Consider the following 26175-nt stretch of genomic DNA (forward strand, 5'->3'; position numbering starts at 1 on the left):
CGTCAGCTCTTGTACGCCTTGGCCGCGTCCGACTCCAGCTTCTGCTGGGCCCCCGCGACGTCCTTCGGGCTCTTCAGGAAGTCCTGCAGAGCCTTCCACTCACCCTTGCCGGGCGTGCCGCCGAACGACTGCGGCATCTGGTCCGACATGTCGAAGCGGAAGTCGTCGCCCGCCGCGATCAGTGCCTTGGCGATACCGCGCTGCACATCATTGGGATATGCGGCGAGGTCCAGGGCCTTGTTCGGGGACAGGAAGCCACCCGACTGCGCGGAGATCCTGGCCGCGTCCGGGGATGCGAGGAAGGTCAGCAGCGCCTGCGCGCCCTTGCTGTCCTTCAGCGCCACGGCCGCGTCCCCGCCCGTCACCACCGGCGGCTGCGCGCCGACCGCGGGGAAGGGGAAGAACTTCGCGTCCGTACCGATCTCGGCGTCGGTCTGGGCGATGTTGACGGTCACGAAGTCGCCCTCGAAGACCATCGCGCCCTTGGGCTGGTCGCCCCCGGTGAAGGTCTGGGTGACCGAGGCCGGGAACTCCGTCTGCAGCGCGCCGTCCGCGCCGCCCGCGATCAGCGCCGGCTTGCCGAAGAGCTCGCCGAGCGTGGTCAGCGCGCTCTTCACGGACGGATCGGTCCACTTGATCTTGTGCTGGGCGAGCTGGTCGTACTTCTCGGGGCCGGCCTGGGAGAGATAGATGTTCTCGAACCAGTCGGTGAGCGTCCAGCCGTCCGCGCCTGCGACCGAGACGGGTGTGACGCCCGAGGCGGAGATTGCCTCGGCGGTCGACAGGAAGTCCTTCCAGGTCTTCGGCTCCTTCGCGCCCGCGTTCTCGAAGGCGGCGTTGTTGTACCAGATCAGGGACTTGTTGGCGGCCTTGTAGTAGACGCCGTACTGCGTCCCGTTCACCGCTCCGAGGTCCTGCCAGCCCTTGGAGTAGTTCTTCGCCAGCTGCGCCTTCGCCTCCGCGCCGACGGGCTTGGCCCATTTGCGCTGTACGGCCTGCTGGATCGCGCCGACCTGGGGGAGCATCGCCACATCGGGGGGAGCGCCGCCCGCGATCTTCGTACCGAGGAAGTTGACGATCGGGTCCTGCGCCGGGACGAAGGTGACCGTGGCGCCGGTCCGCTTCTCGAACTCCTTGAGGACCTTGGTGAAGTTCTCCTGCTCAGGGCCGCTCCAGACGGCGGATACTTCTATCTTCTCGCCGTTCAGCTTGGGGAGTTGGACGGTCGAGGCGGACTCCTTGCCCTTGACCCCGCCCGGTTTCGCCTTGTCGTCCTTGTTGTCGCCACAGCCGGTCATGGCGAGTGCGCCGACGGCCGCGAACACCACTGCGGCCCTGCCCGTACGAAGAGTTGTGCGCATCACTGCCCCGTCTCTTCCGTGCGCTGTCCCGTGCGCGTTCCCACTGACCGACAGGTGTACGCCCGGTCTCCGGGTGTCGCAATACCGCACCAGCCGTCAACAAGCCTTTCGTGATGGCCTTGTGACGTGATGTCAGGTCAATTGGCGGCAGTGGGCCGTCGGTCAGGGGTGGGCCGGCGAGAGCGGAGGCAGCGGCGCGGCGTCCACGGATCGTGCAGCTCGCTCCAGGGCACTGGCCAAAAGCGCCAAGTCCGTCGGCCCGTTGCCCAGTTCACGCACGGGCCGACGGGTGGGCGGATCACCCATCCGGTCCCACTCGAGCGGCACCACAGTGGGACGCAAGGTCGCCGTACGCGGAATGCGTCCGGTCACCCGGCCGCTCTGGAACGGTGTCACCCGGCCGTCCGGATGCCCCAGCCTGCCGCGCCCCGGAGCGGGGGCCTCCGGTCCCGGCGACGCGGGCGGCGCGTCCAGCACGGCACGCAGCCGCGCGCCCTGTGCGATCTCCGTATCAGCGGTGCGGTCGGGGCGGGCGGACGTCGCCACCAGATGGACGCCCAGCCGCTCGCCGTCCCGGGCCACGGCGTCCAGCGCCCGTACGACCGAACCGGCCGCGGGGCGCCCGGGGCTGCCGAGCGCAGGAGCGACCAGCGCGTCGAAGTCGTCCACCAGGACCACGAGGCGGGGCAGGGGGGCGGGCTCCTGGGCCGTCGTACGGGATCCGGGGCGCAGCCGAAGCGTGCCGCTGGAGGAGGAGTCCAGGTCGCCGCGCTGCTCGGCGGCGCTCGGCGGGCGCTGGCCGACCATCCGGTCCGCGACCTCGCGCTGGTTGTGCCACTCGGCGAAGCCCAGACCGGCCAGCATTTCGGCCCGTCGCTTCAGCTCGGCTCCCAGGGCCTGGGCGAAGGCCCGCATCCGGACCGGGTCGCTGGCCACCAAGTGATCGGTGACATGCGGGAGTTCCGTACAGACCGCGAGTCCTTCGCCGCGCTCGCCGCCCGCGCCGTCGACCAGCAGCAGGCCGAGCCGGTCGGGGCGGCCCGCGGCGGCGAGTGAGGCCGCGACGGAACGCAGCAGCTCGGTGCGGCCGCTGCCCGCCGGACCCTCGATCAGCAGATGCGGGCCCTCGTCGGTCAGATCGACGGCGAGGGGGCCGCGCGGGCCCGCGCCGAACACGACCGTGCCGTCGCCGGCCGAGGCCCAGCGCGCCATCAGGGAGGCGGGGGTGGCGCGGGCAAGACCCAGCTCGTCGAGCAGCCGCGCGGACCGGGGCAGTGCCGCGGCCCGGCTCAAGTGCGTGCCCGTGCCCTCGGCGCGCAGCGGCGCGAGCGCGCGCCCGAAGCGCTCCGCCCAGGCCGCGGAGACGGCATCCACCGCGCCGACCGTGCCATGGCCAGCGGGCCGGCCGCCGGCCGTACGCATCAGGCGCAGCGCGGTCGCCACATCGCCGCTCAGCAGGGCGACCGCTCCGCACTCGCGGAAGGCGAGCGAGGCCGCGCACGCGGTCTCGTACGTCGCGTCGACGGGGGAGAGCGGGGAGGCGGCCGGAGTCTCGGCCAGGCAGATCAGATGGATCCCGGCGGCCCAGCCCGCTCCGGCCAGCCGGGCCGTCGTCTCGCGCAGCACGGCCGAGCCGGGGTCGCCGTCGACGATGACGACGGTCCGTGCCCCTTCGTACGCCGCGGCGGCGTCGGCGACCGATCTGCGGTCGGCGGACGGCCAGCCGGGGCCGAGCGGGCCGTCGTCGAGGCGGCGGGTGAGCTCCGCGGTGCGGGCGGTGGCCTGGTCCCGGTCGTACGCCAGCAGCAGCCGGCAGTCCTGGCCGTGGGCGGGACGCAGATGAGGCAGCCAGCCGAGCCAGGCCCACTCCGCCCTGCGCTCCTCCAGGCTCCGGGTCCGGTCGGTGGAGATCAGCACGATCTCCAGGTCCACGGGTGAGTGCAGCGCGGCCAGCTGGGCGACGGCGGACCTGGCGAGCCCGGCCAGCCGTGCCCGCGGCCCGGCGAGCCCGAGCGCACCGGCCTCGCGCAATCCGACGGTCACCGGCACGGAGGGCAGCTCGGCCCGGTCCGCGGTGCCCAGCCGTATGACGAGCGACTCGGGGTGCGCCGGGCCCCGCTCCCAGAGCCGGGGCCCCGGCCCGAGCGCCGTGAGCAGCACCGCGGCGGGATCGGGCCAGCGCTCGGCGACGGGCGCGGCGAGGGCCGCCTGCTCGGGCTGAGCCGGAAGCACGGGCACACCTTCGTCCCGCCCTCCGGCGAGCCGTCGCGCCCAGGCACCTATGCCCCGCCGGCGGCTCCCGCTGCCGGGCAGCCGGGTCCCGCGGGCGGGCGTGCCCCCGGTGTGGCCCTCGGCCGGCTGCTCCTGGTTGTCGGCGGCCCTGGAGTGCGTCGCGTCGGAGTCGTACGCATAGAGCGTCCCGGAGTCACCGTGCCCGGCACTGGTCGGCGCGCTGGGCGCGGTGGGGTCGTACTGGGCGGGCACGCGGGGCTGAGCGCCGGATTTGTCTGCCGGGTGCCTCCCGCCGGGGGTGGAGCCCTGCGGGGCGCCCGAGGCGGAGCCGCCGCGGACGTACCCGTCGGGGACGCTGCCGTCGGGCCCCGGGCCGTGCTGGGCGGGTCCCTCGGGGACGTACCCGCTGGGGGTGGTGCTCGGGCCGCCGTGCCATGACCCGGCGGGGGCCGACCCGCCAGGGGTCAGTCCGCCCGGGAGCGTTCCACCGGCGGCGGAGCGCGCGGAGGCGTGCCCGCCCGGAGCGCCCCCCTCGGGGTCCGCCCCGTCTCCCCTGTCTATCCGCAGATGCCCCTCGCCGTCCGGCGTCGTCGCAAGCGCCGCCGTCCTCGCGCCCTGCGTCAGCCGCAGCGTCGATTCCCCGAGGCGCAGCAAGGCTCCCGCGGGCAGCCGGACCGGGCGCGGGCCCACCGCTGTGCCGTCCAGGGTCGTGCCGTTCGTCGAGTCGAGGTCCGCCACCGTCACCCGGCCGTCCTCGGCCACCGTCACCGCGCAGTGCAGGCGGGAGACGTCCGGGTCGTCCAGGGGGACGTCCGCCTCGGCGGAGCGGCCGATGTCGATCCGGCCGCCGTGGAGCAGGTGGACCCCGCCCGCGTCCGGGCCCGCCACGACATGGAGCTGCGCACACGCATCGGTCCACGGGGACTCGTCCTCGCCCGGGAACTGCAGCGAGAGCACCGCGCCGTCCACCAGTGGCGGCTCGCCCAGTGTGCGGCGCTGTGCGTCGAGGCGCTCCTGGCCCGCGTAGAGCACGACGGCTCCCGAGGCGTCCGGCCCGGAGACGGCCGCCGCCAGACCGGATGCCACCGCGGCCAGCGCCGTCCCGGCAGGCGCGGTGATCAGTACGTCGCACGCGCGCCCGACCGCAGAGGCGCGCCCCGCGGAGCCCGCCGCGGATTGCCCGCCGCGCGGCGCGAGGACGGTCAGCCGGATCTGCATCGCCGTCAGCAATCCCTTCTGCGCGGGTACCCGGCGGGAGCCGCCCTGTGATCGCCCCCACCCGGTAGGTCGGCACGGCGCGCGCGGTTCACCCCCCTGAACGCCGACGCGCCAGAGGGCACCCCCACACGACTCCGTGCTTGAGGGCATCCTCGCACCTGACACTGACAACACGCCCGGGAGCAGCGATTAAGTGATCTTGATTGGTCGGCTCTGGGCGTAAAAATGCCTGGTTGGGGTCCGATCCGGAACGACAGTGACGTTCGCTGCACGACAGTGCGGCAACCATCCGTACGATGCCCGCGTCTTCTTTTCGAACACCGCCGGAAGAGGGGACATGGCGACGACCCGCCGGTGCCCGCAGGGCGGCACTAAAGTGGGTCGGACACCCGGGCCGGGCACAGTGGTTCCGGACCGGGCAAGGACCACGATCAGCAGGGAGCACATGACGTGCGGCCGGTAGGCAGCAAGTACCTGCTCGAGGAGCCCCTCGGGCGCGGCGCCACGGGCACCGTCTGGCGAGCGAGCCAGAGGGAGACCGCGGGCGCCGAGGCGGCCGTCGCGGGCCAGCCCGGCGAGACCGTCGCGATCAAGGTCCTCAAGGAGGAGCTGGCGAACGACGCGGACGTGGTGATGCGCTTCCTGCGCGAACGCTCCGTCCTGCTGCGCCTGACCCACCCGAACATCGTGCGCACCCGCGACCTCGTCGTCGAAGGCGATCTCCTCGCCCTCGTCATGGACCTGGTCGACGGCCCCGACCTGCACCGCTACCTCCGCGAGAACGGCCCCCTCACACCGGTCGCCGCCTCTCTGCTGACCGCCCAGATCGCGGACGCGCTCGCCGCCAGCCACGCCGACGGTGTCGTCCACCGCGACCTCAAGCCCGCGAACGTACTGCTCAAGACGGACGCCGACGGCCAGATGCACCCGATGCTGACCGACTTCGGCATCGCGCGCCTCGCGGACTCCCCGGGCCTGACGCGTACGCATGAATTCGTCGGCACGCCCGCGTATGTCGCGCCCGAATCCGCCGAGGGCCGCCCGCAGACCTCCGCCGTCGACATCTACGGCGCGGGCATCCTGCTGTACGAACTGGTCACCGGCAGGCCCCCGTTCGCCGGCGGCACCGCGCTCGAAGTGCTCCACCGCCACCTGAGCGAGGAGCCGCGCCGCCCCACCACGGTCCCCGAGCCGCTGTGGACGGTCATAGAGCGGTGCCTGCGCAAGGAGCCGGCCCAGCGGCCCAGCGCCGAGAACCTCGCCCGCGGGCTGCGCACCGTGGCGGCCGGCATCGGCGTGCACTCCTCCAGCGCGCAGGTGGAGGCCGCGCTCGGAGTCGCCGCGCTGCTCGCGCCCGACCCGTCGCCGGTCCCGGGGGCCCCCGGCTCGGCCGACGCGACGCAGGTGCTGCAAAGCAACGCCGGTTCGTACGACGCCAACGCCGCGACCAGCGTCATGCCGCAGACCGGCCTCCCGCAGTCCGGTGCGCCACGCGGCGCCGCCGACCCGACCTCGGTGATGCCCCCCGTACCCCCGGGCCAGCCGCGTCCCGACAACGCCCCGCGCCCCGAGGACCCGCACCCCTGGCAGTCGCAGCTGCAGGCGGCCCGCGACCGCAACGAACAGACTCAGGTCCAGTACCTCGACCCGAGCCAGGACCCGTTGCGCCGCCGTCCGCAGCGCCAGCAGCAGCGGCCCCAGCAGCAGCCGCCGCAGCGTCCGCACCAGCAGCAGTACCCGCCGCAGCCGCAGCGCCCCCAGCCGCAGCGGTACGCCCCGCCACCGCCGCAGCAACAGCAGTACGCGCCCCCGCAGCCGCCGCCCCAGCAGCCCGTGCCGCGTCAGCCCAGGCAGCGCAACCCCAACAGGATGCGGATCCCGGGCCTCGGCTGCCTCAAGGGCTGTCTGTTCACGCTGGTCCTGATCTTCGTCGCGGGCTGGCTGGTCTGGGAGCTGACCCCGCTCCAGGGCTGGATCGCCCAGGGCAAGAGCTACTGGGAGGCCATCGGCGACGGCATTTCGAAGGTGTCGGGCTGGATCTCGGACCTCGGAGGCAGTTCGGACCCGCCGAAGACCGGGCAGTAGCGACTCTGCGGATTTGTCGACTTCTTCGGCGTGATTTCCCCCGCAGAAGTGAAGGTTGGCGTCATCCGGGGCACACAGCCACCGGATGCCCGCGTACGTTACTCAGGTGCGCCTCGCGTGTCCCCGTCGGTCACGGTGCCCGGCCTGCTTTTCGGGCCGGGGGTCCGGGGGTTGTCCCCCGGGTAGACACAGCGGGCAACGCCAGCCGCTGAGGGAGCAGTCTTGGCACGGAATATCGGCAGCCGGTACACGGCCCACCAGATCCTTGGACGGGGCAGCGCCGGCACGGTGTGGCTCGGCGAGGGACCCGAAGGGCCCGTCGCCATCAAGCTGTTGCGCGAGGACCTGGCGTCCGACCAGGAACTGGTCGGACGCTTCGTACAGGAGCGCACCGCCCTGCTCGGCCTCGAGCACCCCAAAGTCGTGGCGGTCCGCGACCTCGTCGTCGACGGCAACGACCTCGCGCTCGTCATGGACCTCGTACGCGGCACCGATCTGCGCACCCGCCTCGACCGGGAGCGACGCCTCGCCCCCGAGGCGGCGGTCGCGATCATCGCCGACGTCGCCGAGGGCCTGGCGGCCGCCCACGCCGCCGGAGTCGTCCACCGCGACGTCAAGCCGGAGAACATCCTCCTCGACATGGAGGGCCCGCTCGGCCCCGCCGGATCCCACCCGGCGGTGCTCACCGACTTCGGCGTCGCCAAACTGATCGACACCCCGCGCCGCACGAAGGCACTGCGCCCCACGGGGGGACAGTCCCCGAACACCTCGGGGATCATCGGTACGCCGGACTACGTCGCCCCCGAGATCGTCGAAGGGCTGCCGCCCCGGGCCGCGGTCGACATCTACGCCCTCACGACCGTTCTGTACGAGCTCCTCGCGGGCTTCACGCCCTTCGGCGGCGGCCACCCCGGCGCGGTACTTCGCCGCCATGTCACCGAGACCGTGGTCCCGCTCCCGGGCATCCCCGACGAGCTGTGGCAGCTCATCGTCCAGTGCCTGGCCAAGGCCCCGGCCTCCCGGCTCCGCGCCTCGGAGCTCGGCGCCCGGCTGCACGACCTGCTCCCGCTGCTCGCGGGCATGCCGCCCCTGGACGTCGACGAGCCGGACGCCGAGCCGCCCGCGGAGCAGCCGTACGAGGACGTGGCCCCCGCGGTCCCCGGCGAACCCCGCCGCCGCGGCGCCGTGCCGCTGGTCCCCGGCGGCGCCCCCGCCGACTCCAACCGTGACACCCACACCTCGATGCGGGTCCCGGCCCCGGACGAGCTCGCAGGCGGCGCCCGCGGCACGGCCCGCGCCCCCCGCGCCCCCGGCCAGCGCCGCCCGGGTTCGGCCCGCCACAAGTCCGAAGCGGTGCGCAAGCGCCGTATCACCCTGGGCGTCGCGGCCCTCGCCGTGGCGGCGGCGGTGGGCGTCGGCGGCTGGCTGGCCACGAGCGACGACGGCGGGGACGCGCCCCCGCAGGACTCGAAGCAGTCCAGTCCGGCGGAACCGTAGGCCGGCCGGGCAGGGCCTGACGGGTCGGGGTGTCGCTGCATGCCGTTACGCTGGGGGGCGTGGCAGTCGTCGATGTATCCGAAGAGCTGAAGTCCCTCTCCTCGACCATGGGGTCGATCGAGGCCGTCCTGGACCTCGAGAAGATGAGGGCAGATATCGCCCTGCTCGAGGAGCAGGCCGCGGCCCCGTCTCTCTGGGACGACCCGGACGCGGCGCAGAAGATCACCAGCAAGCTGTCGCACCTCCAGGCCGAGCTCCGCAAGACGGAGGCACTGCGCAGCCGGATCGACGACCTCGCCGTGCTCTTCGAGCTCGCCGAGGCGGAGGACGACGCGGACACCCTCGCCGAGGCCGAGTCCGAGCTCACCGACGTCCGCAAGGCGCTGGACGAGATGGAAGTGCGCACGCTGCTGTCCGGCGAGTACGACGAGCGCGAGGCGCTGGTCAACATCCGCGCCGAGGCCGGCGGCGTCGACGCCTCCGACTTCGCGGAGCGGCTGCAGCGCATGTATCTGCGCTGGGCCGAGCGCCATGGCTACTCGACCGAGGTGTACGAGACGTCGTACGCGGAAGAGGCCGGCATCAAGTCGACCACCTTCGTGGTGAAGGCGCCGTACGCCTACGGCACGCTCTCCGTCGAGCAGGGCACCCACCGCCTGGTGCGCATCTCGCCGTTCGACAACCAGGGCCGCCGCCAGACCTCCTTCGCGGGTGTCGAGGTGCTGCCGGTCGTCGAGCAGAGCGACCACGTCGAGATCGACGAGACCGAGCTGCGCATCGACGTCTACCGCGCCTCCGGCCCCGGCGGTCAGGGTGTCAACACCACCGACTCCGCGGTCCGCATCACGCACATCCCGACCGGCATCGTCGTCTCCTGTCAGAACGAGCGCTCGCAGATCCAGAACAAGGCGAGCGCGATGAACGTCCTGCAGGCCAAGCTCCTCGAGCGCCGCCGCCAGGAGGAGCAGGCCAAGATGGACGCCCTCAAGGGTGACGGCGGCAACTCCTGGGGAAACCAGATGCGTTCGTACGTCCTGCACCCGTACCAAATGGTCAAGGACCTGCGTACGGAGTTCGAAGTGGGCAACCCGCAGTCGGTACTTGACGGTGAGATCGACGGCTTCCTGGAAGCCGGAATTCGCTGGCGCAAGCAGACGGAGAAGTAGCAGGACGCTTTGTCGACAAGGGAACTGCCGCCCCGGGGGCGGCAGTTCCCTTGTATGTCACAGTTGCATCCTCGCAGGTCAGGCAACCGCCCTCATACCGGACATCGCACGCGCAACCAGCTTGACGCGTCCGCGAAAAGTGGGAAAGGTGGCCCGCGGCATGCGTATCTCTGGGGCGCGTGTGAACGGGGGAGAACTCAACTCCCCAGCAACGGCTGCCCCGGACGCTGCTCCATTGACAATTAGCTACTGGGGGTAGCAGCCAGATGACCAAGAAGACGCGGATCCGTGTGGCGCGAATAGCCGCCGGCGCGGTGATCGCCGCCGGTGCGTCGCTGACCGCCGCGGGCGCCGCCTCGGCCGTCGGTGTCGACATCAACGTCGGTCCCCTCGGAGTGTCGGCGAACGCCGACGGGAACAGCATCGACGCCGGTATCGGCATCGACGAGGACCCCACCGAGGACCCGACGACGATCCCGACGGACATTCCGACCGACGTCCCCACCGACGTCCCGACGGATCTCCCCACTGACGTTCCCACCGATGTCCCGACGGATCTCCCCACGGACAAGCCGACCGGCAAGCCCACGGACAAGCCGACGGGCAAGCCCACCGGCAAGCCCGACAAGCCCGGCAAGCCCACGGCCGACCCGTCCGAGGACCCGACGGACCCGGGCAACGTCAACGGCGGCAACAACGGTGACGACGGCGACGCCGGCACCTGCACCGTCGACCTCGACGGTGCCAAGTGCGCCGACAACACCGACACCGACAGCGCCGGCTCCAAGCCGGTCGAGCAGGGCAAGGCCAAGGAGGAGCTGGCGGAGACCGGCGCCGCCGAGACCACCTTCCTGCTCATCGGTGCCGCGACGATGATCGCCGGTGGCATCGGCTTCCGTATGCTGCCGCGCCTCGTCGGTGGCGGTCGCACCATCGCCTGAGTGAGATAGCTCGCAAAGGAGGGCCCGGGGTGCGCTTCAGCACCCCGGGCCCTCCTTTGCGTACGCCGTACGCCGTACGTCCTGCGTGGTCTATGCCGCCCAAGCGGTCTGGTGCGTGGCCAGCAGCACCACCGCCGCTATCAGCACCACCAGCAGGGTCAGCAGAGCCGCCGGGCTCAGGCCGCCGAAGGGGCCCTCCTGCTGCAGCCGCTCGCGGTTGGCCCGGCAGACCGGGCATCGGCCCTCGATGACGGGGGCCGCGCAGTTGGCGCACACCAGTCGGTCGTAGGTCATGCGCTCTTCTCCTCCCGCGCGTCGGAGCCGCACATGCGGACCGTAAGCACAGTTCTCTACCGACAACGCTCAGGAAAACGCAACTGTTCCCGTACCACTGTGCCAGCTCCCGCGCTTTTCGGCGCGCCCCGTCGGGTTGCACCCGTTCCACGACCCGACAAAACGCGCAATCCACGACGCTGACTGCACGTGCCAGCCCGCTTCGCGTAATGTCTCGCACACCTACTCCCGGCCGACCGTGGTGCACCCGTGATCCGATTCGACAACGTCTCCAAGACCTACCCCAAGCAGAGCCGCCCCGCGCTGCGCGATGTCTCACTCGACATCGCGAAGGGGGAGTTCGTCTTCCTCGTCGGCTCGTCCGGTTCTGGAAAGTCGACCTTCCTGCGGCTGGTGCTGCGCGAGGAGCGCGCCAGCCAGGGCCTGGTGCATGTCCTCGGCAAGGACCTCGCCCGGCTGTCCAACTGGAAGGTGCCGCACATGCGCCGCCAGCTCGGGACGGTCTTCCAGGACTTCCGGCTGCTGCCCAACAAGACCGTCGCGGAGAACGTGGCGTTCGCACAGGAGGTCATCGGCAAGCCGCGCGGCGAGATCCGCAAGGCCGTGCCCCAGGTCCTCGACCTCGTCGGCCTCGGCGGCAAGGAGGACCGGATGCCCGGTGAGCTCTCCGGTGGTGAGCAGCAGCGCGTCGCCATCGCGCGGGCCTTCGTCAACCGGCCCATGCTGCTGATCGCGGACGAGCCCACCGGCAACCTCGACCCGCAGACCTCCGTCGGCATCATGAAGCTGCTGGACCGCATCAACAGGACCGGTACGACAGTGATCATGGCGACCCACGACCAGAACATCGTCGACCAGATGCGCAAGCGCGTCATCGAGCTCGAAAAGGGCCGTCTCGTACGCGACCAGGCACGCGGCGTCTACGGCTACCAGCACTGAAAGGACGCCATGCGCGCCCAGTTCGTCCTGTCGGAGATCGGCGTCGGTCTCCGCCGCAATCTCACGATGACCTTCGCCGTCATCGTCTCCGTAGCCCTCTCGCTCGCCCTTTTCGGCGGTGCGCTGCTCATGCGTGAGCAGGTCAGCACGATGAAGGACTACTGGTACGACAAGGTCAACGTCTCGATCTTCCTCTGCAACAAGAACGACGCGGCGACCTCTCCCAAGTGCGCCAAGGGAGCTGTCACCGCGCAGCAGAAGCAGCAGATCGAGGCCGATCTCAACAAGATGGACGTCGTCGCGTCCGTCGAGCGCGAGTCGGCCGAAGAGGCGTACAAGCACTACAAGGAGCAGTACGGCGACACACCCATCGCCTCCACCATCACGCCGGACCAGATGCAGGAGTCGTTCCGGGTCAAGCTGGACAACCCGGAGAAGTACAAGGTCGTCGCAACGGCCTTCGCCGGTCGGGACGGGGTGCAATCCGTCCAGGACCAGCGGAACATCCTGCAGAACCTCTTCGACCTGATGAACGGCATGAGAATCGCCGCCCTGTGCGTGATGGGCCTCATGCTGGTGATCGCCATGATGCTGATCGTCAACACCGTGCGGGTTTCGGCGTTCAGCCGTAGGCGTGAGACCGGAATCATGCGGCTGGTGGGAGCCTCCAGCTTCTACATCCAGATGCCGTTCATCATGGAGGCCGCCTTCGCCGGGCTGCTCGGCGGCGGTGTGGCCTGCATCATGCTGCTGGTCGGCCGGTACTTCATGATCGACCATGGCCTCGCGCTCTCCCAGAAGATGCAGTTGGTCAACTTCATCGGCTGGGACGCGGTTCTCACCAAGCTGCCGCTGGTGCTCGCGATCGGCCTCCTGATGCCCGCTGTTGCGGCTTTCATCGCATTGCGCAAGTACCTCAAGGTGTGACAAGCACCCCTGGCGCCGTCCGGTCAACGGCCGTACGGCGCCGTTTGCTTGTCCTAGAGTGGTCGCCATGCCGGGCCCGGAGTTCTGTTCTCGGCCCCGCCGCATCCGCGGCGGGGCGGCCCTGGCATTGGTCTTTGCAAGCGTGCTCGCCACCGGGGCAGCCACCAACTCCCTGCCGCACGAGGACGAGAAATCGCCCCCCCTTGCCGCCGGTTCCGCAGCCGCGACCGTCGACCGCGACGATGTCGTCCGTGCCGCGGCCGAGGCGATGGCCGACGGCAAGTCCGGTACGGAAGCGGCCGAGGCCGTCGTCAGCCGCAGCGGGGACCGCTGGGGCGCGGTGTACGACAAGAGCGAGTACGAGGAGTTCGAGCAGGCCCTCGACGGCGAGTACATCGGCGTCGGCCTGACGGCGAGACGCGCGGCCGACGGTCGGGTGGAGGTCGCCCGGGTCCAGCGCGGCGGCCCCGCCGACAAGGCGGGCATCAGGGCTGGCGACCGGCTGCGTACGGTCGACGGCCTCCGGGTCGACAACCGGCCCGTGACCGACGTGGTGGCGCTGCTCCGCGGCGGCAAGGGGACCCGCGTCACGCTGGGCCTGGAGCGGGACGGCCGCGGATGGACGGAGCGGCTGTTGCGCACCACGCTCACCACCGAGGCGGTCACCGTTCGGCAGCTGGCGGGCGGGGCCGTCGTGATCAAGGTCGCCTCCTTCACCAAGGGCTCGGGCGCGCGGGTGCAGGACGCGGTCCGGGACGCCCCCGTGGGCGCCGGCGTCCTGCTCGATCTGCGCGGCAACGCGGGCGGCCTGGTCGCCGAGGCCGTCACCGCCGCATCGGCCTTCCTGGACGGCGGTCTGGTCGCGACGTACGACATGAGGGGCGAGCAGCGCGCCCTGTACGCGACACCCGGCGGGGACACCGCCAGACCCGTCGTCGCCCTCGTCGACAGCGGCACCATGAGCGCGGCGGAGCTGGTCACCGGGGCGCTGCAGGACCGCGGCCGGGCGATCACGGTCGGCTCGCGCACTTTCGGCAAGGGCTCGGTGCAGATGCCCAGCCCGCTGCCCGACGGCTCGGTCGCCGAGCTGACCGTGGGCCACTACCGCACTCCGGCGGGCCACAGCGTCGACGGCCGGGGCATCACTCCGGACCTCGCGGCGAGCGAGGGGGCCGAGAAGAGGGCCGAGACGGTATTGAGTGGCCTCGGGGGCGGGTCTTAGTGCGAAAATGACCGCACTATGGCTAAGGAAACAGGGCGCAAGCTGATCGCGCAGAACAAGAAGGCGCGGCACGACTACACCATCCTCGACACCTACGAGTGCGGTCTCGTGCTGACAGGTACCGAGGTGAAGTCGCTGCGTCAGGGGCGGGCCTCGCTGGTGGACGGCTTCGTCCAGATCGACGCCCACGAGGCGTGGCTGCACAACGTGCACGTCCCGGAGTACACGCAGGGGACGTGGACCAACCACAGCGCGCGGCGCAAGCGGAAGCTGCTGATGCACCGCGCCGAGATCGACAAGCTTGAGTCGAAGTCGCAGGAGACCGGCCACACCATCGTGCCGCTGGTGCTGTACTTCAAGGACGGCCGGGCGAAGGTCGAGATCGCGCTGGCGAAGGGCAAGAAGGAGTACGACAAGCGGCAGACGCTTCGCGAGAAGCAGGACCGGCGCGAGACGGACCGTGCCGTCTCGGCTGCGAAGAAGCGCCAGCGGGCCTGATCGGCAGGAATAGGCTGGCACCGTCGTGCGTTGGTCACGTACGATGGCACCTGCACCTCACAGCGGGTGCGTGTTTTGAAAAATCAACATGGGGATGATCGGTTTCGACAGCGGATGTCGAAGCAGGGGAAGCGAGCCGAGGAAGCGGCAATGATCTCGTTAACCATATGTCGCAACCAATAATCGCCACTTCCAAGAGCGATTCCCGCGCCTTCGCGCTCGCTGCCTAATTAGCAGCTAGCGAAGGCCTTCGGGTGTCAGCCCGGGGCTGTTCCCGACCCGGATCCTGGCATCAGCTAGGGAACTAAACCTCTAAGCCCGGTCACGGGGCGTAGAGGGAAATCAAACAGTGACTGAGCCCGTCGGAGACTTGTCCGCGAGATCTCCGGGGCCGAGAAAATCGAAGCGGACTGCGCTCGGAGAAGCCCTGATTCTGCACCGTTGGACGCGGGTTCGATTCCCGCCATCTCCACTCATCCCATGTGAGACAACGGCCCGGCTGTCACGACAGCCGGGCCTTTGTCATGGAGAACGCGCTGGTCAGGCCGTGGGCTGGTAGCCGGTCAGCACGCCGAGCAGCTGATCCATCTCGGTGCGCCAGATGCGGTGCACATTCATCCGGGTCGGCTGCGGCTGGCCGGGCAGCTGGAAGCGGAACGAACTCCAGACGGCGTTGCGCTTGATCTCACCGATCATTCCCGTGACCTCGGCCGGCGTCAGGGCAAAGGCGATTTCCTGCGGGCGGTTGCTCATCCTGGCCGCCTTGTGGACCACCACGGCCTGCTCGGTCACGGTGATGAAGTAGTACGTCAGAAAGGCCTGCCCGATCAGGCCGAGCATGCTCATCAGCCACACGCTGGGGCCCGCTATGGCCTGGATGGTGACGATCGGCCGGTCGGCCGGATTGGCCTGTGCAATCGCAGCAGCCACCTGCTGCTGGATGGTTGCCTTCTTGATGGCCATGGGCCCTCCCCTGAGCGGAACGTAGGCCCCCGCTTCCGGGGGCGGTGCAGCGTACCGCCTCGGGCCCGTGCTCATGACAGCCGGGCTCTGACTGCCGACGCGACCAGCAGCGCTGCCGCCGCCGCCGAGACCGGCACCAGGTAGCCGTACGCCGCGCCCAGCCGGTCCACCGCCGCGCCGCCCGTCGCCGAGCCGGCCGCGATGCCGCCGAGGATCGCGGTGACGGCGAGCGTCATGCCCTCGTTCAGGCTGTCCTGCGGGGTCAGCCGCTGCACCAGGGTCATGCCCGTCACCATGGTCGGCGCCGTCGCCGCCCCCGCCAGCAGGAGGGCGAGGGCCAGGACGGGCACCGAGCCCGTGCCGGCCGCGAGCAGGGGCAGCGTCATCAGGGCGGTCATGGCGCCGAGACAGCCGGTCAGCCGGCCGGGCAGGCTGCGGGCGGGGCGGACCGATCCGTACAGCAGGCCGGCCGCGCACGACCCGGCGGCCTGCAACGCGAGCAGCAGCCCCGCTACAGGACCGTCCAGCTGGGCGAGTGTCGTGACCTCCAGCGCACCGAAGACCGCGCCCGTGACGAGGAAGACCGCGAGCAGCGGCGCCATGCCCTGCGTACGCAGCGGGGAGCGGGCACCGGCCCGGCGCGGGCCGGCCGGGGGCTCGGTGAAACGCTGGGCCGCGAAGATCAGCACGCCGGTCATCATCAGGATCGCGCCCGTCAGGGTGCCCGCCTCCGGAAAGAGCGCGGAGCAAAGGAAGGCCGCGAGCACCGGCCCGAGCATGAAGCAGAGCTCGTCGGCGGCCTGTTCGAAGGAGTTCGCGGTGTGCAGGGCGGCCGGGTCGCCCTTGTGGAGGTGGGCCCAGCGGGCCCGGGACATGCCGCCGGTGTTGGGGGTGGTGGCGGTGGCCGCGTACGCGGCGAAGAGGGTCCAGTCGGGCGTGCCGAGGCGAACGCACAGCAGCAGCGCGAGCGAGCCGAGCGCGGCGGTCGCGGTGGCGGGCACGGCGATCCGGGCCTGCCCGTACCGGTCCACGAGCCGCGCGGTCCACGGCGCGACGAGCGCGGTGGCGGCGAGCCCGGTCGCGGTGACGGCCCCGGCGAGGGCGTACGAGCCGCGGGACCCGGCGATCATGATGACGGCGCTGACGCTGAACATGCCCATGGGGAGGCGGGCGATGAGGTTGCCGAGGGTGAACGCGGCGGCGCCGTGCGGCTCGAAGAGCCGGCGGTAGGGTGCGAGGCGTCCGGGCCTGCGGGGCCTGCCCCCACCCCGCCTCTTCCCGTAACCGGGGCTCCGCCCCGGGCCCCGCGCCTCAAACGCCGGCGGGGCTTGATTTTCCGCCGGAGGGTGGGGAACAGGCCCGCCGCAGGCGGCAGTGGGCGGCTGCGGGGCGTCGGTTGATTGCGGCATGGGGCAACCCTCGCCGCGGCCCTCCCACACCGTCCAACACCTGCTCAACCCCCATTGACGCACCCGCGTTGTAAATTCGGCCGCGTGCCCCGAGACATCGACCCCCGTCTGCTCCGCGCCTTCGTCGTCGCCGCCGGCGAACTGCACTTCACCCGGGCCGCCGCCCGCCTCTACGTCGCGCAGCAGGCCCTCAGCCGCGATATCCGGCGGCTGGAGCGGGAGCTGGGCGTCGAGCTGTTTGTGCGGACCACCCGGCAGGTGACCCTCACCGGCGACGGCGAGCGGCTGCTGCCGTACGCCCGGCGGGTGCTCGAGGCGCAGGACGATCTCCTCGCGGCCGCCTCAGGCGCCTCACGGCCCCTGCTCGTCGACCTCAACAGCGCGGGCATGGCCTCGGGCCGCGTGCTGGCCCGGGCGCGTGAACTCGCGCCGGAGTGCGAGCTGATGGCCCGCTTCGAGAGTGGTCTTACCGGAGCCGCCGCCGAGATCGTCGGCGGGCGGCTCGATGTCTCCTTCGGGCGCTTCGCGGGACTCGACCCCGCCGTACAGGCGCTGCTGTCCCAGCAGCCGGTGCGGTACGAGCCGATGGCCGTGCTGCTGCCCCAGGACCACCCGCTCGCCGCCCGCGAGCGGATTCCGTTGAACGCGCTCGCGGGTGAGTGCGTATATGCCGGTGCAGGAAATCCGCGAACCCTGGAGTGGACGGACCTGGCGCGGCGGCTGTTCGCCGGGCGGGGCATCGAGATCGCGCCGCCCGCGCCCGTGGCCGTGGGCGTCGAGGAGTTCCGGCGGGTGATGGCGAAGACCCGCAACCCGGTCCTGGCGGTCGTGGATTTCCCCGCGATGCCGGACTGCGTGCTGCGCCCGATCGTCGATCCCGTACCGCTGTCGCCACTTTCCATGGTGTGGCGTAAAGGGATCTCTCATCCGGGCCTGGACGCGCTGCGGTCAGCGGCGGCGCGGCTCGCGACGGAGGAGGGGTGGCTGGAACATGACCCTGACGACTGGCTGCCCGAAGCCGATATGTCGCTGATGTGTGACAACAACTGACACACGGGCACGTGTGTCACCGGCGTGCGCTACATTCAGTGTCCGGGTGGGTGTGGTAGGGGGCGCTCGGGTTGGGTGGGGACCCAGCTCGTCGAGATCAGGCCAATTGAAAGCGCACCCGCTATTTCAGGTCTGTGGGGGGTGTGCGTACAACTGTGAAAAATTGGCGTGAGGATGCTCATATAGGGCATGCGTATGAGCCGAGCGAGGTGACGGTACAACTCGACGTCCGAGGCAGGACGTTGGGGGAGCCGGCCGCCTCTGTTCCTCAGGAGAGTTCCGACGGCCCGGTGTTCGTCGACGAGAGCGGCCGTCGCAGCAAGAAGTTCCGCCGCGTCGGCTGGCTGCTGGCCGTCGCCTGTGCCTGCTACGCCATCACGCTGGTCGCCGCCCTCCTCGGCGGCAACTCCGCCGCGCCCCTGCTCCCCGGTCTCGGCCAGGACGACGAGGAGCGGACCGACACCGTCCAGATCCAGCCCGACCCCAGCGGTGGCGCCACCGCTGGGGCCACCCCCGGCTCCGTACCCGGCGCACCCACGCCCACCGACTCCACCGGCGCACTGCTGCCGCAACCCTCTGTCGGTGCGTCCACCGGTATCGCGGGCGGGGCCTCGGCCGCCCCGGGACCGGGCGTCTCCGGCTCCGCAGCCCCCAAGCCCACCGGCGGAGGTACCCGGCCCGGCGGCGGTACTTCGGTCTCCACACCGCCGGGCGGCGGCAGCAGCGACCCCGGCCCCGAGCCGGAAACCAGCCCCTCCGGAGCCACGCCGTCCGATCCCGGACCCAGCGGCAACCCCACCGAGCCACCAGTGCAAGAAGGCGCGCTCTAGATGACAACCCCCGACCGCAGGGCCGCTCACCGGCGGCCCAGGTCTCGGCCGACCGTACGCAGAATGCCCATGCGGTATCTGCTGCCCGTGCTCGTCCTGGTCGCGCTGCTCGCCATGCTGATGCTGCGCGGGTATGTGCACAGCGAGATCCTCGCCGACCACCGCATCCGGCCCCCGGCCCCGACCGACCACGTCCCCGAGAAGATCCTCGAGGGCGGACCGGTCATCGACGCGCGCGACAAGGCCGATCCCAAGACCCTGAGTATCCCGGAACGCAGGCTGGTGCTGACCTTCGACGACGGGCCCGACCCCGTCTGGACGCCGAAGGTCCTCGACAAGCTGAAGAAGTACGACGCGCACGGCGTTTTCTTCGTGACCGGCACCATGGCCTCACGCCACCCCGAGCTGGTGGAGCGGATGGTGCGCGAAGGGCACGAGGTCGGACTGCACACCTTCAACCACCCCGATCTCTCCTACCAGTCCACCGCGCGCATCGACTGGGAGCTCTCGGAGAACCAGCTGGCGCTGGCGGGCGCGGCCGGCATCCGCACCTCCTTGTTCCGCCCGCCGTACTCCTCGTTCTCCGACGCCCTGGACAACAAGTCCTGGCCGGTCACGCAGTACATCGGCAGCCGCGGCTACATCACAGCCCTCAACAACACCGACTCCGAGGACTGGCAGCGCCCCGGCGTCGACGCGATCATCAAGCGGGCCACGCCCAAGGGCACCCAGGGCTCGATCGTGCTGATGCACGACTCCGGCGGCGACCGCTCGCAGACCGTCGCGGCCCTCGACCGCTTCCTGCCGGAGATGAAGAGCCGCGGCTACCGCTTCACCAACCTCACCGAGGCGCTCGGCGCGCCCAGCGCCCACACCAAGGTCACCGGACCCGAGCTGTGGAAGGGGAAGGCCTTCGTCACCGCCGTCGCCTTCTCCGAGCACACCACGGAGGTCCTCGTCGTCGGTCTCGCCGCCATCGGCGTGCTGGTGATGGCGCGCTTCGGGCTGATGCTGATCCTGTCCTTCGCGCACGCCCGCAAGGTGCGCAGGCCCGGTTTCAGCTGGGGCACGCCGATCACCGGCCCGGTGTCCGTGCTGGTCCCCGCGTACAACGAACGCGAGTGCATAGCCAACACCGTCCGCTCACTGATGGCGAGCGACCACCCCATCGAGATCATCGTCATCGACGACGGCTCCACGGACGGCACCGCGGACATCGTCGAGGCGCTGCGGCTGCCCGGTGTCCGCGTCGTACGGCAGGCCAACGCGGGCAAGCCCGCGGCCCTCAACAACGGCATACGGCACGCCCGCTACGAGATCGTCGTGATGATGGACGGCGACACCGTCTTCGAGCCGTCCACCGTCCGCGAGCTGGTCCAGCCGTTCGGCGACATGCGCGTCGGCGCGGTCGCGGGCAATGCCAAGGTCGGCAACCGCGACAGCCTGATCGGGGCCTGGCAGCACATCGAGTATGTGATGGGCTTCAACCTCGACCGCCGGATGTATGACGTGCTGGGCTGCATGCCCACCATCCCCGGAGCGATCGGAGCCTTCCGCCGCCAGGCCCTGGAACGGGTCGGCGGTATGAGCGAGGACACCCTCGCCGAGGACACCGACGTCACCATGGCCATGCACCGCGACGGCTGGCGCGTCGTCTACGCCGAGCGGGCGCGGGCATGGACCGAGGCCCCGGAGAGCGTGCAGCAGCTGTGGTCGCAGCGCTACCGGTGGTCGTACGGCACCATGCAGGCGATCTGGAAGCACCGCGGTGCGCTCGTGGAGCGCGGGCCGTCGGGCCGCTTCGGCCGGGTGGGTCTGCCGCTCGTCTCCCTCTTCATGGTGCTGGCTCCACTGCTGGCCCCGCTGATCGACGTCTTCCTGCTGTACGGACTGGTCTTCGGGCCCACCGAGAAGACGATCGCCGCCTGGCTGGGAGTCCTCGCCGTGCAGCTCGTATGCGCTGCGTACGCCTTCCGGCTGGACGGCGAAAGCATGGTCCATCTGGTGTCGCTGCCCCTTCAGCAGCTTCTGTACCGGCAGTTGATGTACGTCGTGCTGCTGCAGTCCTGGATCACCGCGCTGACCGGCGGTCGGCTGCGCTGGCAGAAGCTGCGGCGTACGGGAGCGGTGGAGGCGCCCGGCGTCATACCGGGCCAGCGCCGCAGCAGTGAGGACCGGAGGCCCGTCGCATGAGTCACGTTTCCACGGCCGCACCGGCCCCGGCGCCGGCGGCACAGGCCGCGCGGCCGGGCCGCGACCGCTATCTCGACCTGCTGCGCTCCCTCGCGCTGGTCCGTGTCGTCGTCTACCACATATTCGGCTGGGCCTGGCTGACGATCCTCTTCCCGTCCATGGGCGTGATGTTCGCGCTGGCGGGCTCGCTGATGGCGCGCTCGCTGTCGCGGCCCGCGCTCGGGGTGATCCGCGGCCGTATCCGCCGGCTGCTGCCGCCGCTGTGGGCCTTCAGCGCCATCATGCTCGCCATGCTCTTCGCGGCCGGCTGGAAGCCGGTCAAGGAGGAGGGGCTGTGGTGGTTCGCCAGGCTGTTCTGCTACATCGTCCCGGTCGGCGCCCCCGAGTTCCCCTGGAGCATCGGTGACAAGGCCGGTCTCCTGGAGGACACCTGGGCGGTCCAGGCGGTGGGTCCGCTCTGGTATCTGCGCGCCTATCTCTGGTTCGTGATCGCCTCGCCGCTGCTGCTCCTGGCCTTCCGCAGGTTGCCCTGGGTTACGCTGCTCGCGCCGCTCGGCCTCACCGCGGTCGTCGGCACCGGGCTGGTGAACATCCCCGGCGAGACGGGCAACGCGGTCTCCGACTTCGCCGTCTTCGGCTCCTGCTGGGTCCTCGGCTTCGCCCACCACGAGGGGCTGCTGCAGAAGATCCCGCGCTATCTCGCGATCTCCTGCTCCACCCTGGTGATGGCCTTCGGCCTGTGGTGGGCCTCGGGCCACCAGACCGAGGACGGCTGGGACCTGAACGACATCCCGCTGGCCCAGGCCACCTGGTCGCTCGGCTTTGTGATGATCCTGCTCCAGTACTCCCCGTCCTGGCAGGAGCTGCCCGGAAAGCTCGCCCGCTTCGACAAGTACGTCACGCTCTCCAACAACCGCGCGGTGACGATCTACCTCTGGCACAACGCCCTGATCATGGCGACGATCCCACTGCTCGACCTGCTGTGGGAGGTCCCCTACGTGGACGAGCACCTGAGCGGCGCGCTGGAGACAACGTATTCGATCTGGATGTTCCTGCTGGTCTGGCCGCTCATCGGGCTGATGATCGTGGCCACGGGCTGGATCGAGGATCTGGCGGCCAAGCGAAGGCCCAGGCTATGGCCAAATGGCGTCCGCAAGGCGTCCCCGGGGAGCCGCGAGGAGTCGCGCGAGAGGTGACCGGCTCACACCGGCGGTGACGCCCGGGTGAGAGCAAGGTTTCGCACCGGTCACCTCAGGCCACCGGAGCCGAAACGAGCCGTCCATAACTTCGCTTACACGACCCGACACCCGTGGAGGCGTGTGATGGCAGGCCGCTGGATCGAAGAGTGGGACCCCGAGGACGAGACCTTCTGGCGAGCGAAGGGGGAGAAGATCGCCCGGCGCAATCTCGCCTTTTCCGTGCTCAGTGAGCACATCGGTTTCTCCATCTGGACCCTGTGGTCCGTGATGGTCCTGTTCATGGGGCCCGAGTACGGCATCGACCCGGCCGGCAAGTTCTTCCTGGTGGCCATGGCCACGCTGGTGGGGGCCTTCATCCGGGTTCCGTACACCTTTGCCGTCGCCCGCTTCGGCGGACGCAATTGGACGATCATCGCCGCGTCGATGCTGCTGCTGCCCACGGTCGCGGCTTTTGTGGTGATGGAACCCGGGACCACGTACACCACATTCATGCTGGTCGCGATGCTCACAGGCGTGGGCGGCGGTAACTTCGCCTCCTCCATGACCAACATCAACTCTTACTTCCCGCTGCGGAAGAAGGGATGGGCGCTCGGTCTGAACGCGGGCGGCGGCAACATCGGCGTGCCGGTCGTGCAGCTGGTCGGGCTCGCGGTCATCGGAGCGGCCGCCGGACCGCGCCTGCTGCTCGGGATCTACATCCCGCTCATCCTGGTCTCCGCGGTCTGTGCCGCGCTCTTCATGAACAACCTCGCCCCGGTCAAGAACGACACCGGCGCCTCCAAGGAAGCCGTGCGCGATCCGCACACCTGGATCATGTCCTTCCTCTACATCGGCACCTTCGGGTCGTTCATCGGCTACAGCTTCGCCTTCGGCCTGGTCCTCCAGACGCAGTTCGGACGTACGCCGCTGCAAGCCGCGTCCATCACCTTCATCGGGCCGCTGCTCGGCTCGCTCATCAGGCCGCTCGGCGGCTGGCTCGCCGACCGTTACGGCGGCGCGCGCATCACCCTGTGGAACTTCCTCGGCATGGGGGCGGCCACCGGGGTCGTCGTACTCGCCTCCGTGGAGAAGTCGCTGGCGCTGTTCACCGGATCGTTCATCGTGCTGTTCGTGCTGACCGGGGTCGGCAACGGCTCCACGTACAAGATGATCCCCGGCATCTTCCAGGCGAAGGCGATCGCCAAGGGCATGACCGGCGAGGAGGCGGCCGCGTACGGGCGGCGGCTGTCCGGCGCGTCCATGGGGCTGATCGGCGCGGTGGGTGCGCTCGGCGGGCTCGGCATCAACCTCGCCTTCCGCCAGTCCTTCCTGACGGCGCACACCGGCACTTCGGCGTTCGTCGCCTTCCTCGTCTTCTACGCCGCCTGTTTCGCGGTGACCTGGGGGGTATACCTTCGCCGGCCCGTCACCGCCGCGCAGCCGGTTGCCGAAGCGAAGCCGCAGCTCAGCTACGCAGAGGTGTAACACCGGAGAAATATTGGCGAACCGAGCCTGTCACGCACCGTTGGCAGGCTCGGTCGTCACATCCGTACAGGGTGGGACAGAGTAGGGACGATCACATGCAAGACCTTCAGCACGGGCCGCTCGCCGGGTTCACCGTAGGAGTCACCGCTGCCCGGCGCGCCGACGAGCTCGGCGCGCTGCTGTGTCGGCGCGGCGCCGCCGTCATGCACGCACCCGCCCTGCGTATCGTTCCGCTCGCCGACGACGCCGACCTGCTCGCCGCCACCAAGGAGATCATCGGCCACGCGCCCGACGTGGTCGTCGCCACCACCGCAATAGGCTTCCGCGGCTGGGTGGAGGCCGCGGACGGCTGGGGGTGCGGGGAGGAACTGCTCGCGCGGCTGCGCGGCGTGGAAATGCTGGCCCGCGGGCCGAAGGTGAAGGGCGCGATCCGTGCCGCCGGGCTCACCGAGGAGTGGTCCCCGGCCTCCGAGTCCATGGCCGAGGTCCTCGACCGGCTGCTCGCCGAAGGGGTCGCGGGCCGTCGTATCGCGCTTCAGCTGCACGGCGAGCCACTGCCCGGGTTCGTCGAGTCGCTACGGGCCGCGGGCGCCGACGTCGTCCTCGTGCCCGTCTACCGGTGGATGCCGCCGGAGGACCTCGCCCCCGTGGACCGGCTTCTCGACGCGACCGTCTCGCGAGGCTTGGACGCCATCACCTTCACCAGCGCCCCGGCCGCCGCGTCGCTGCTCTCCCGCGCCGAGTCCCGTGGCCTGCTCCGCGAGTTGCTGGAGGCACTCGACCACGATGTGCTGGCCGCCTGTGTGGGGCCGGTCACAGCGCTGCCGCTGCAGGCCCTTGGCGTCACCACGGTGCAGCCGGAACGCTTCCGGCTGGGGCCGCTGGTGCAGCTGCTCGGTCTTGAGCTGCCCGGCCGCGCCCGTACGCTCCCGGTCGCGGGCCGCCGGATCGAGATCCGCGGTCACGCGGTCATCGTCGACCATGAGCTGCGGCCGGTGCCGCCCGCCGGGATGGCCCTGATGCGCGCCCTGTCACGGCGCCCCGGCTGGGTCGTCTCGCGCGCCGATCTGCTGGGTGCGCTGCCCGGCGCGGGCCGCGACGAGCACGCCGTCGAGACCGCCATGGCCCGGCTGCGTACGGCACTCGGCGTGCCCAAACTCATCCAGACCGTCGTCAAGCGGGGCTACCGGCTGGCCCTGGACCCGGCCGCGGACACGAAGTACGCGGACGCGTGACGCGGTAGCGCACCTGCCCGCGTCGCGTCCCCAAGGCCCAGCCTCCCCCCACGCTCCAGCCGTCCACGGCCCCGGAGTTCACCTCTCGATGCAACCTGCATGAGCTCCAACGCGTATAGCTGTTGCCGGAGTCCGCATCCGCGGCGCGGCTCGTACGCGAATGGAGAAGAACCAGATGGTCTCAGGCATGGTGGGCAGGGGCACGGCGCTGGGCGCGGTTCTGCTGTCGCTGCTGGCAGTTCCCGCACAGGCCGCATCCGCCGCCGAAAGCACCCCGTCGGCAGCCGCCGAGGGGATGCCGGCGCCCGATCTGGCGGGACTGCGTGAGGTGTTGCGGTCGGCGCTGGCAAAGGGCGCGCCCGGCGCGATGGCGCGGATCGACGACAACGGCACGGTGTACAAGGCCACCGAGGGCGTCGCCGACCGGGCCACCGGACGGGCCATCAGCACCGAGGACCGCTTCCGGGTCGGCAGCGTCAGCAAGAGCTTCTCCTCGGTGGTGCTGCTGCAACTCGTCGACGAGGGCAGGCTCGACCTGGACACCTCGGTCAACACCTATCTGCCCGGGCTGCTGCCCGACGACCGGATCACGGTGCGCCATCTGCTGAGCCACCGCAGCGGTCTGTACGACTACACGAACGACATGTTCGCGCAGACGGTCCCGGGCTTCGAGTCCGTACGCAACAGGGTGTTCACCCTCCAGGAGTTGGTGGACCTGTCGCTGGCCAAGCCGCTGAACAACCAGCCGGGCGCGGCCTATTCGTACTCCAACACCAACTTCGTCGTCGTCGGCATGCTCATCGGGAAGCTCACCGGACACTCCCTGAGCACCGAGTACCGCAACCGGATCATCGAGCCGCTGAAGCTGCGCGACACCTTCTACGTGCACCCCGACACCGCGCTCCCGGGCCGGCACACCAAGGGCTATCTCACGCCCGACGAGGCGGGCGCTCCGCTCGTCGACTCCACCCGGCAGACCGTCTCCTGGGCACAGAGCGCCGGTGCGGTGATCTCCAGCACCAAGAACCTGGACACGTTCTTCTCCGCACTGCTGGGCGGCAGGCTGCTCTCGGCCGACCGGCTGGCGCAGATGCAGCAGTGGACAGCGGTCAACAGCACCCAGGGCTACGGACTCGGCCTGCGCCGCCGCGATCTGTCGTGCGGCGTCTCGGTGTACGGGCACACGGGCACCGTCCAGGGCTACTACACGTACTCCTTCACCTCCAAGGGCGGGAAGCGCAGCATCACCGCGGTCGCCAACACCTCCAACAACGGTGAGGTGCTGGGCGTCATGGCCAAGACGCTGGACGCGGCCTTCTGCGGCAAGCCGGCGCCCGCGACCGGCGCCCGCAGCACCGCGCCCTCGCAGCAGTACGAGAAGTCCGGGAAGCAGCACGAGAAGCAGTACGAGGACATCGCGCCGGGCATCGCCCGCGACTGACGCACCCGCGT

At 70.5% G+C, this 26175-nt stretch carries 20 protein-coding genes and 1 other RNA gene; 16 read left to right on the plus strand and 5 right to left on the minus strand.

Annotation, left to right across the window (positions count from 1 at the left end; genetic code table 11):
- Positions 1-2 precede the first annotated feature (2 nt).
- Both ACQEVG_RS03870 and ACQEVG_RS03875 read right to left on the minus strand, forming a co-directional pair.
- Positions 3-1361, minus strand: coding sequence for an ABC transporter substrate-binding protein (locus ACQEVG_RS03870; protein ID WP_432976995.1), 1359 nt, complete (start codon positions 1359-1361; stop codon positions 3-5).
- Positions 1362-1523: 162 nt separating this feature from the next.
- Positions 1524-4811, minus strand: coding sequence for an FHA domain-containing protein (locus ACQEVG_RS03875; protein WP_432976998.1), 3288 nt, complete (start codon positions 4809-4811; stop codon positions 1524-1526).
- A 450-nt stretch (positions 4812-5261) separates the two neighbouring features.
- On the opposite strand from ACQEVG_RS03875, the gene ACQEVG_RS03880 reads away from it, so the two are divergent.
- From ACQEVG_RS03880 to ACQEVG_RS03895, 4 genes are all read left to right on the plus strand, one after another.
- Positions 5262-6896, plus strand: a complete 1635-nt coding sequence (locus tag ACQEVG_RS03880) for a serine/threonine-protein kinase (RefSeq protein ID WP_432977001.1) — start codon at positions 5262-5264, stop codon at positions 6894-6896.
- A gap of 222 nt (positions 6897-7118) precedes the next feature.
- Positions 7119-8393, plus strand: coding sequence for a serine/threonine-protein kinase (locus tag ACQEVG_RS03885; protein ID WP_432977004.1), 1275 nt, complete (start codon positions 7119-7121; stop codon positions 8391-8393).
- A gap of 59 nt (positions 8394-8452) precedes the next feature.
- Positions 8453-9559, plus strand: coding sequence for a peptide chain release factor 2 (prfB, locus tag ACQEVG_RS03890; RefSeq protein ID WP_432977007.1), 1107 nt, complete (start codon positions 8453-8455; stop codon positions 9557-9559).
- A 266-nt stretch (positions 9560-9825) separates the two neighbouring features.
- Complete coding sequence (locus tag ACQEVG_RS03895; RefSeq protein ID WP_432977010.1) at positions 9826-10500, plus strand: hypothetical protein; 675 nt, start codon at positions 9826-9828, stop codon at positions 10498-10500.
- Between the two features lie 90 nt (positions 10501-10590).
- On the opposite strand, the gene ACQEVG_RS03900 is transcribed toward ACQEVG_RS03895, so the two are convergent.
- A complete protein-coding gene (locus tag ACQEVG_RS03900; RefSeq protein ID WP_432977013.1) occupies positions 10591-10794 on the minus strand; it encodes a hypothetical protein in 204 nt (67 codons plus the stop codon).
- Between the two features lie 249 nt (positions 10795-11043).
- Between ACQEVG_RS03900 and ftsE the strand changes: the two genes are divergently transcribed.
- The 5 genes from ftsE to ssrA all read left to right on the plus strand — a co-directional run bounded on the left by ftsE (position 11044) and on the right by ssrA (position 14855).
- Positions 11044-11733, plus strand: a complete 690-nt coding sequence (gene ftsE / locus ACQEVG_RS03905; protein WP_266475950.1) for a cell division ATP-binding protein FtsE — start codon at positions 11044-11046, stop codon at positions 11731-11733.
- A 9-nt stretch (positions 11734-11742) separates the two neighbouring features.
- Positions 11743-12660 (plus strand): permease-like cell division protein FtsX, encoded by a 918-nt coding sequence (ftsX, locus tag ACQEVG_RS03910; RefSeq protein WP_432977017.1) that lies wholly within the window; start codon positions 11743-11745, stop codon positions 12658-12660.
- A gap of 67 nt (positions 12661-12727) precedes the next feature.
- Entirely contained in the window at positions 12728-13882 is a 1155-nt protein-coding gene (locus tag ACQEVG_RS03915) for a S41 family peptidase (protein WP_432977020.1), read from the plus strand.
- Positions 13883-13900: 18 nt separating this feature from the next.
- Positions 13901-14380 carry an SsrA-binding protein SmpB gene (gene smpB, locus ACQEVG_RS03920; RefSeq protein ID WP_432977023.1) on the plus strand — a complete coding sequence of 160 codons (480 nt, stop codon included), beginning with the start codon at positions 13901-13903 and terminating at the stop codon, positions 14378-14380.
- Between the two features lie 90 nt (positions 14381-14470).
- Positions 14471-14855, plus strand: a transfer-messenger RNA (tmRNA) gene (ssrA, locus tag ACQEVG_RS03925).
- Between the two features lie 65 nt (positions 14856-14920).
- On the opposite strand, the gene ACQEVG_RS03930 is transcribed toward ssrA, so the two are convergent.
- Positions 14921-15343, minus strand: a complete 423-nt coding sequence (locus ACQEVG_RS03930; protein WP_432977026.1) for a hypothetical protein — start codon at positions 15341-15343, stop codon at positions 14921-14923.
- Positions 15344-15414: 71 nt separating this feature from the next.
- Positions 15415-16752 carry an MFS transporter gene (locus ACQEVG_RS03935; protein ID WP_432977029.1) on the minus strand — a complete coding sequence of 446 codons (1338 nt, stop codon included), beginning with the start codon at positions 16750-16752 and terminating at the stop codon, positions 15415-15417.
- An 84-nt stretch (positions 16753-16836) separates the two neighbouring features.
- On the opposite strand from ACQEVG_RS03935, the gene ACQEVG_RS03940 reads away from it, so the two are divergent.
- The 7 genes from ACQEVG_RS03940 to ACQEVG_RS03970 all read left to right on the plus strand — a co-directional run bounded on the left by ACQEVG_RS03940 (position 16837) and on the right by ACQEVG_RS03970 (position 26164).
- Positions 16837-17802 carry a LysR family transcriptional regulator gene (locus ACQEVG_RS03940; RefSeq protein WP_432977032.1) on the plus strand — a complete coding sequence of 322 codons (966 nt, stop codon included), beginning with the start codon at positions 16837-16839 and terminating at the stop codon, positions 17800-17802.
- A gap of 209 nt (positions 17803-18011) precedes the next feature.
- Entirely contained in the window at positions 18012-18632 is a 621-nt protein-coding gene (locus ACQEVG_RS03945) for a hypothetical protein (RefSeq protein WP_432977035.1), read from the plus strand.
- Positions 18633-18701: 69 nt separating this feature from the next.
- On the plus strand, positions 18702-20825 hold the full coding sequence (locus ACQEVG_RS03950; protein ID WP_432985040.1) for a glycosyltransferase: 2124 nt from the start codon (positions 18702-18704) through the stop codon (positions 20823-20825).
- Positions 20822-22021, plus strand: a complete 1200-nt coding sequence (locus ACQEVG_RS03955) for an acyltransferase family protein (RefSeq protein WP_432977038.1) — start codon at positions 20822-20824, stop codon at positions 22019-22021. The genes ACQEVG_RS03950 and ACQEVG_RS03955 overlap by 4 nt, the downstream gene beginning before the upstream one ends.
- Positions 22022-22147: 126 nt before the next feature.
- Positions 22148-23488: a nitrate/nitrite transporter gene (locus ACQEVG_RS03960; RefSeq protein ID WP_432977041.1), complete on the plus strand. Its 1341-nt coding sequence runs from the start codon at positions 22148-22150 to the stop codon at positions 23486-23488.
- 95 nt (positions 23489-23583) lie between these two features.
- On the plus strand, positions 23584-24723 hold the full coding sequence (locus ACQEVG_RS03965; RefSeq protein ID WP_432977044.1) for a uroporphyrinogen-III synthase: 1140 nt from the start codon (positions 23584-23586) through the stop codon (positions 24721-24723).
- A 160-nt stretch (positions 24724-24883) separates the two neighbouring features.
- Entirely contained in the window at positions 24884-26164 is a 1281-nt protein-coding gene (locus ACQEVG_RS03970) for a serine hydrolase domain-containing protein (protein WP_432977047.1), read from the plus strand.
- Positions 26165-26175: the final 11 nt, after the last annotated feature.

Origin of the sequence: Streptomyces sp. CA-135486, from assembly GCF_050936555.1 — a bacterium.
Taxonomy (GTDB): domain Bacteria; phylum Actinomycetota; class Actinomycetes; order Streptomycetales; family Streptomycetaceae; genus Streptomyces.

Excerpts from the sequence above, each read along its gene's own strand:
- ACQEVG_RS03895 (WP_432977010.1), top strand. The coding sequence starts at position 9,826 with ATGACCAAGAAGACGCGGATCCGTGTGGCGCGAATAGCCGCCGGCGCG.
- ACQEVG_RS03950 (WP_432985040.1), top strand. The coding sequence starts at position 18,702 with ATGCGGTATCTGCTGCCCGTGCTCGTCCTGGTCGCGCTGCTCGCCATG.
- ACQEVG_RS03915 (WP_432977020.1), top strand. The coding sequence starts at position 12,728 with ATGCCGGGCCCGGAGTTCTGTTCTCGGCCCCGCCGCATCCGCGGCGGG.
- ACQEVG_RS03955 (WP_432977038.1), top strand. The coding sequence starts at position 20,822 with ATGAGTCACGTTTCCACGGCCGCACCGGCCCCGGCGCCGGCGGCACAG.
- ftsX (WP_432977017.1), top strand. The coding sequence starts at position 11,743 with ATGCGCGCCCAGTTCGTCCTGTCGGAGATCGGCGTCGGTCTCCGCCGC.
- ACQEVG_RS03870 (WP_432976995.1), bottom strand. The coding sequence starts at position 1,361 with ATGCGCACAACTCTTCGTACGGGCAGGGCCGCAGTGGTGTTCGCGGCC.
- ACQEVG_RS03930 (WP_432977026.1), bottom strand. The coding sequence starts at position 15,343 with ATGGCCATCAAGAAGGCAACCATCCAGCAGCAGGTGGCTGCTGCGATT.
- ACQEVG_RS03960 (WP_432977041.1), top strand. The coding sequence starts at position 22,148 with ATGGCAGGCCGCTGGATCGAAGAGTGGGACCCCGAGGACGAGACCTTC.
- ACQEVG_RS03875 (WP_432976998.1), bottom strand. The coding sequence starts at position 4,811 with ATGCAGATCCGGCTGACCGTCCTCGCGCCGCGCGGCGGGCAATCCGCG.
- smpB (WP_432977023.1), top strand. The coding sequence starts at position 13,901 with ATGGCTAAGGAAACAGGGCGCAAGCTGATCGCGCAGAACAAGAAGGCG.
- ACQEVG_RS03935 (WP_432977029.1), bottom strand. The coding sequence starts at position 16,752 with ATGCCGCAATCAACCGACGCCCCGCAGCCGCCCACTGCCGCCTGCGGC.
- ACQEVG_RS03970 (WP_432977047.1), top strand. The coding sequence starts at position 24,884 with ATGGAGAAGAACCAGATGGTCTCAGGCATGGTGGGCAGGGGCACGGCG.
- ACQEVG_RS03965 (WP_432977044.1), top strand. The coding sequence starts at position 23,584 with ATGCAAGACCTTCAGCACGGGCCGCTCGCCGGGTTCACCGTAGGAGTC.
- ACQEVG_RS03900 (WP_432977013.1), bottom strand. The coding sequence starts at position 10,794 with ATGACCTACGACCGACTGGTGTGCGCCAACTGCGCGGCCCCCGTCATC.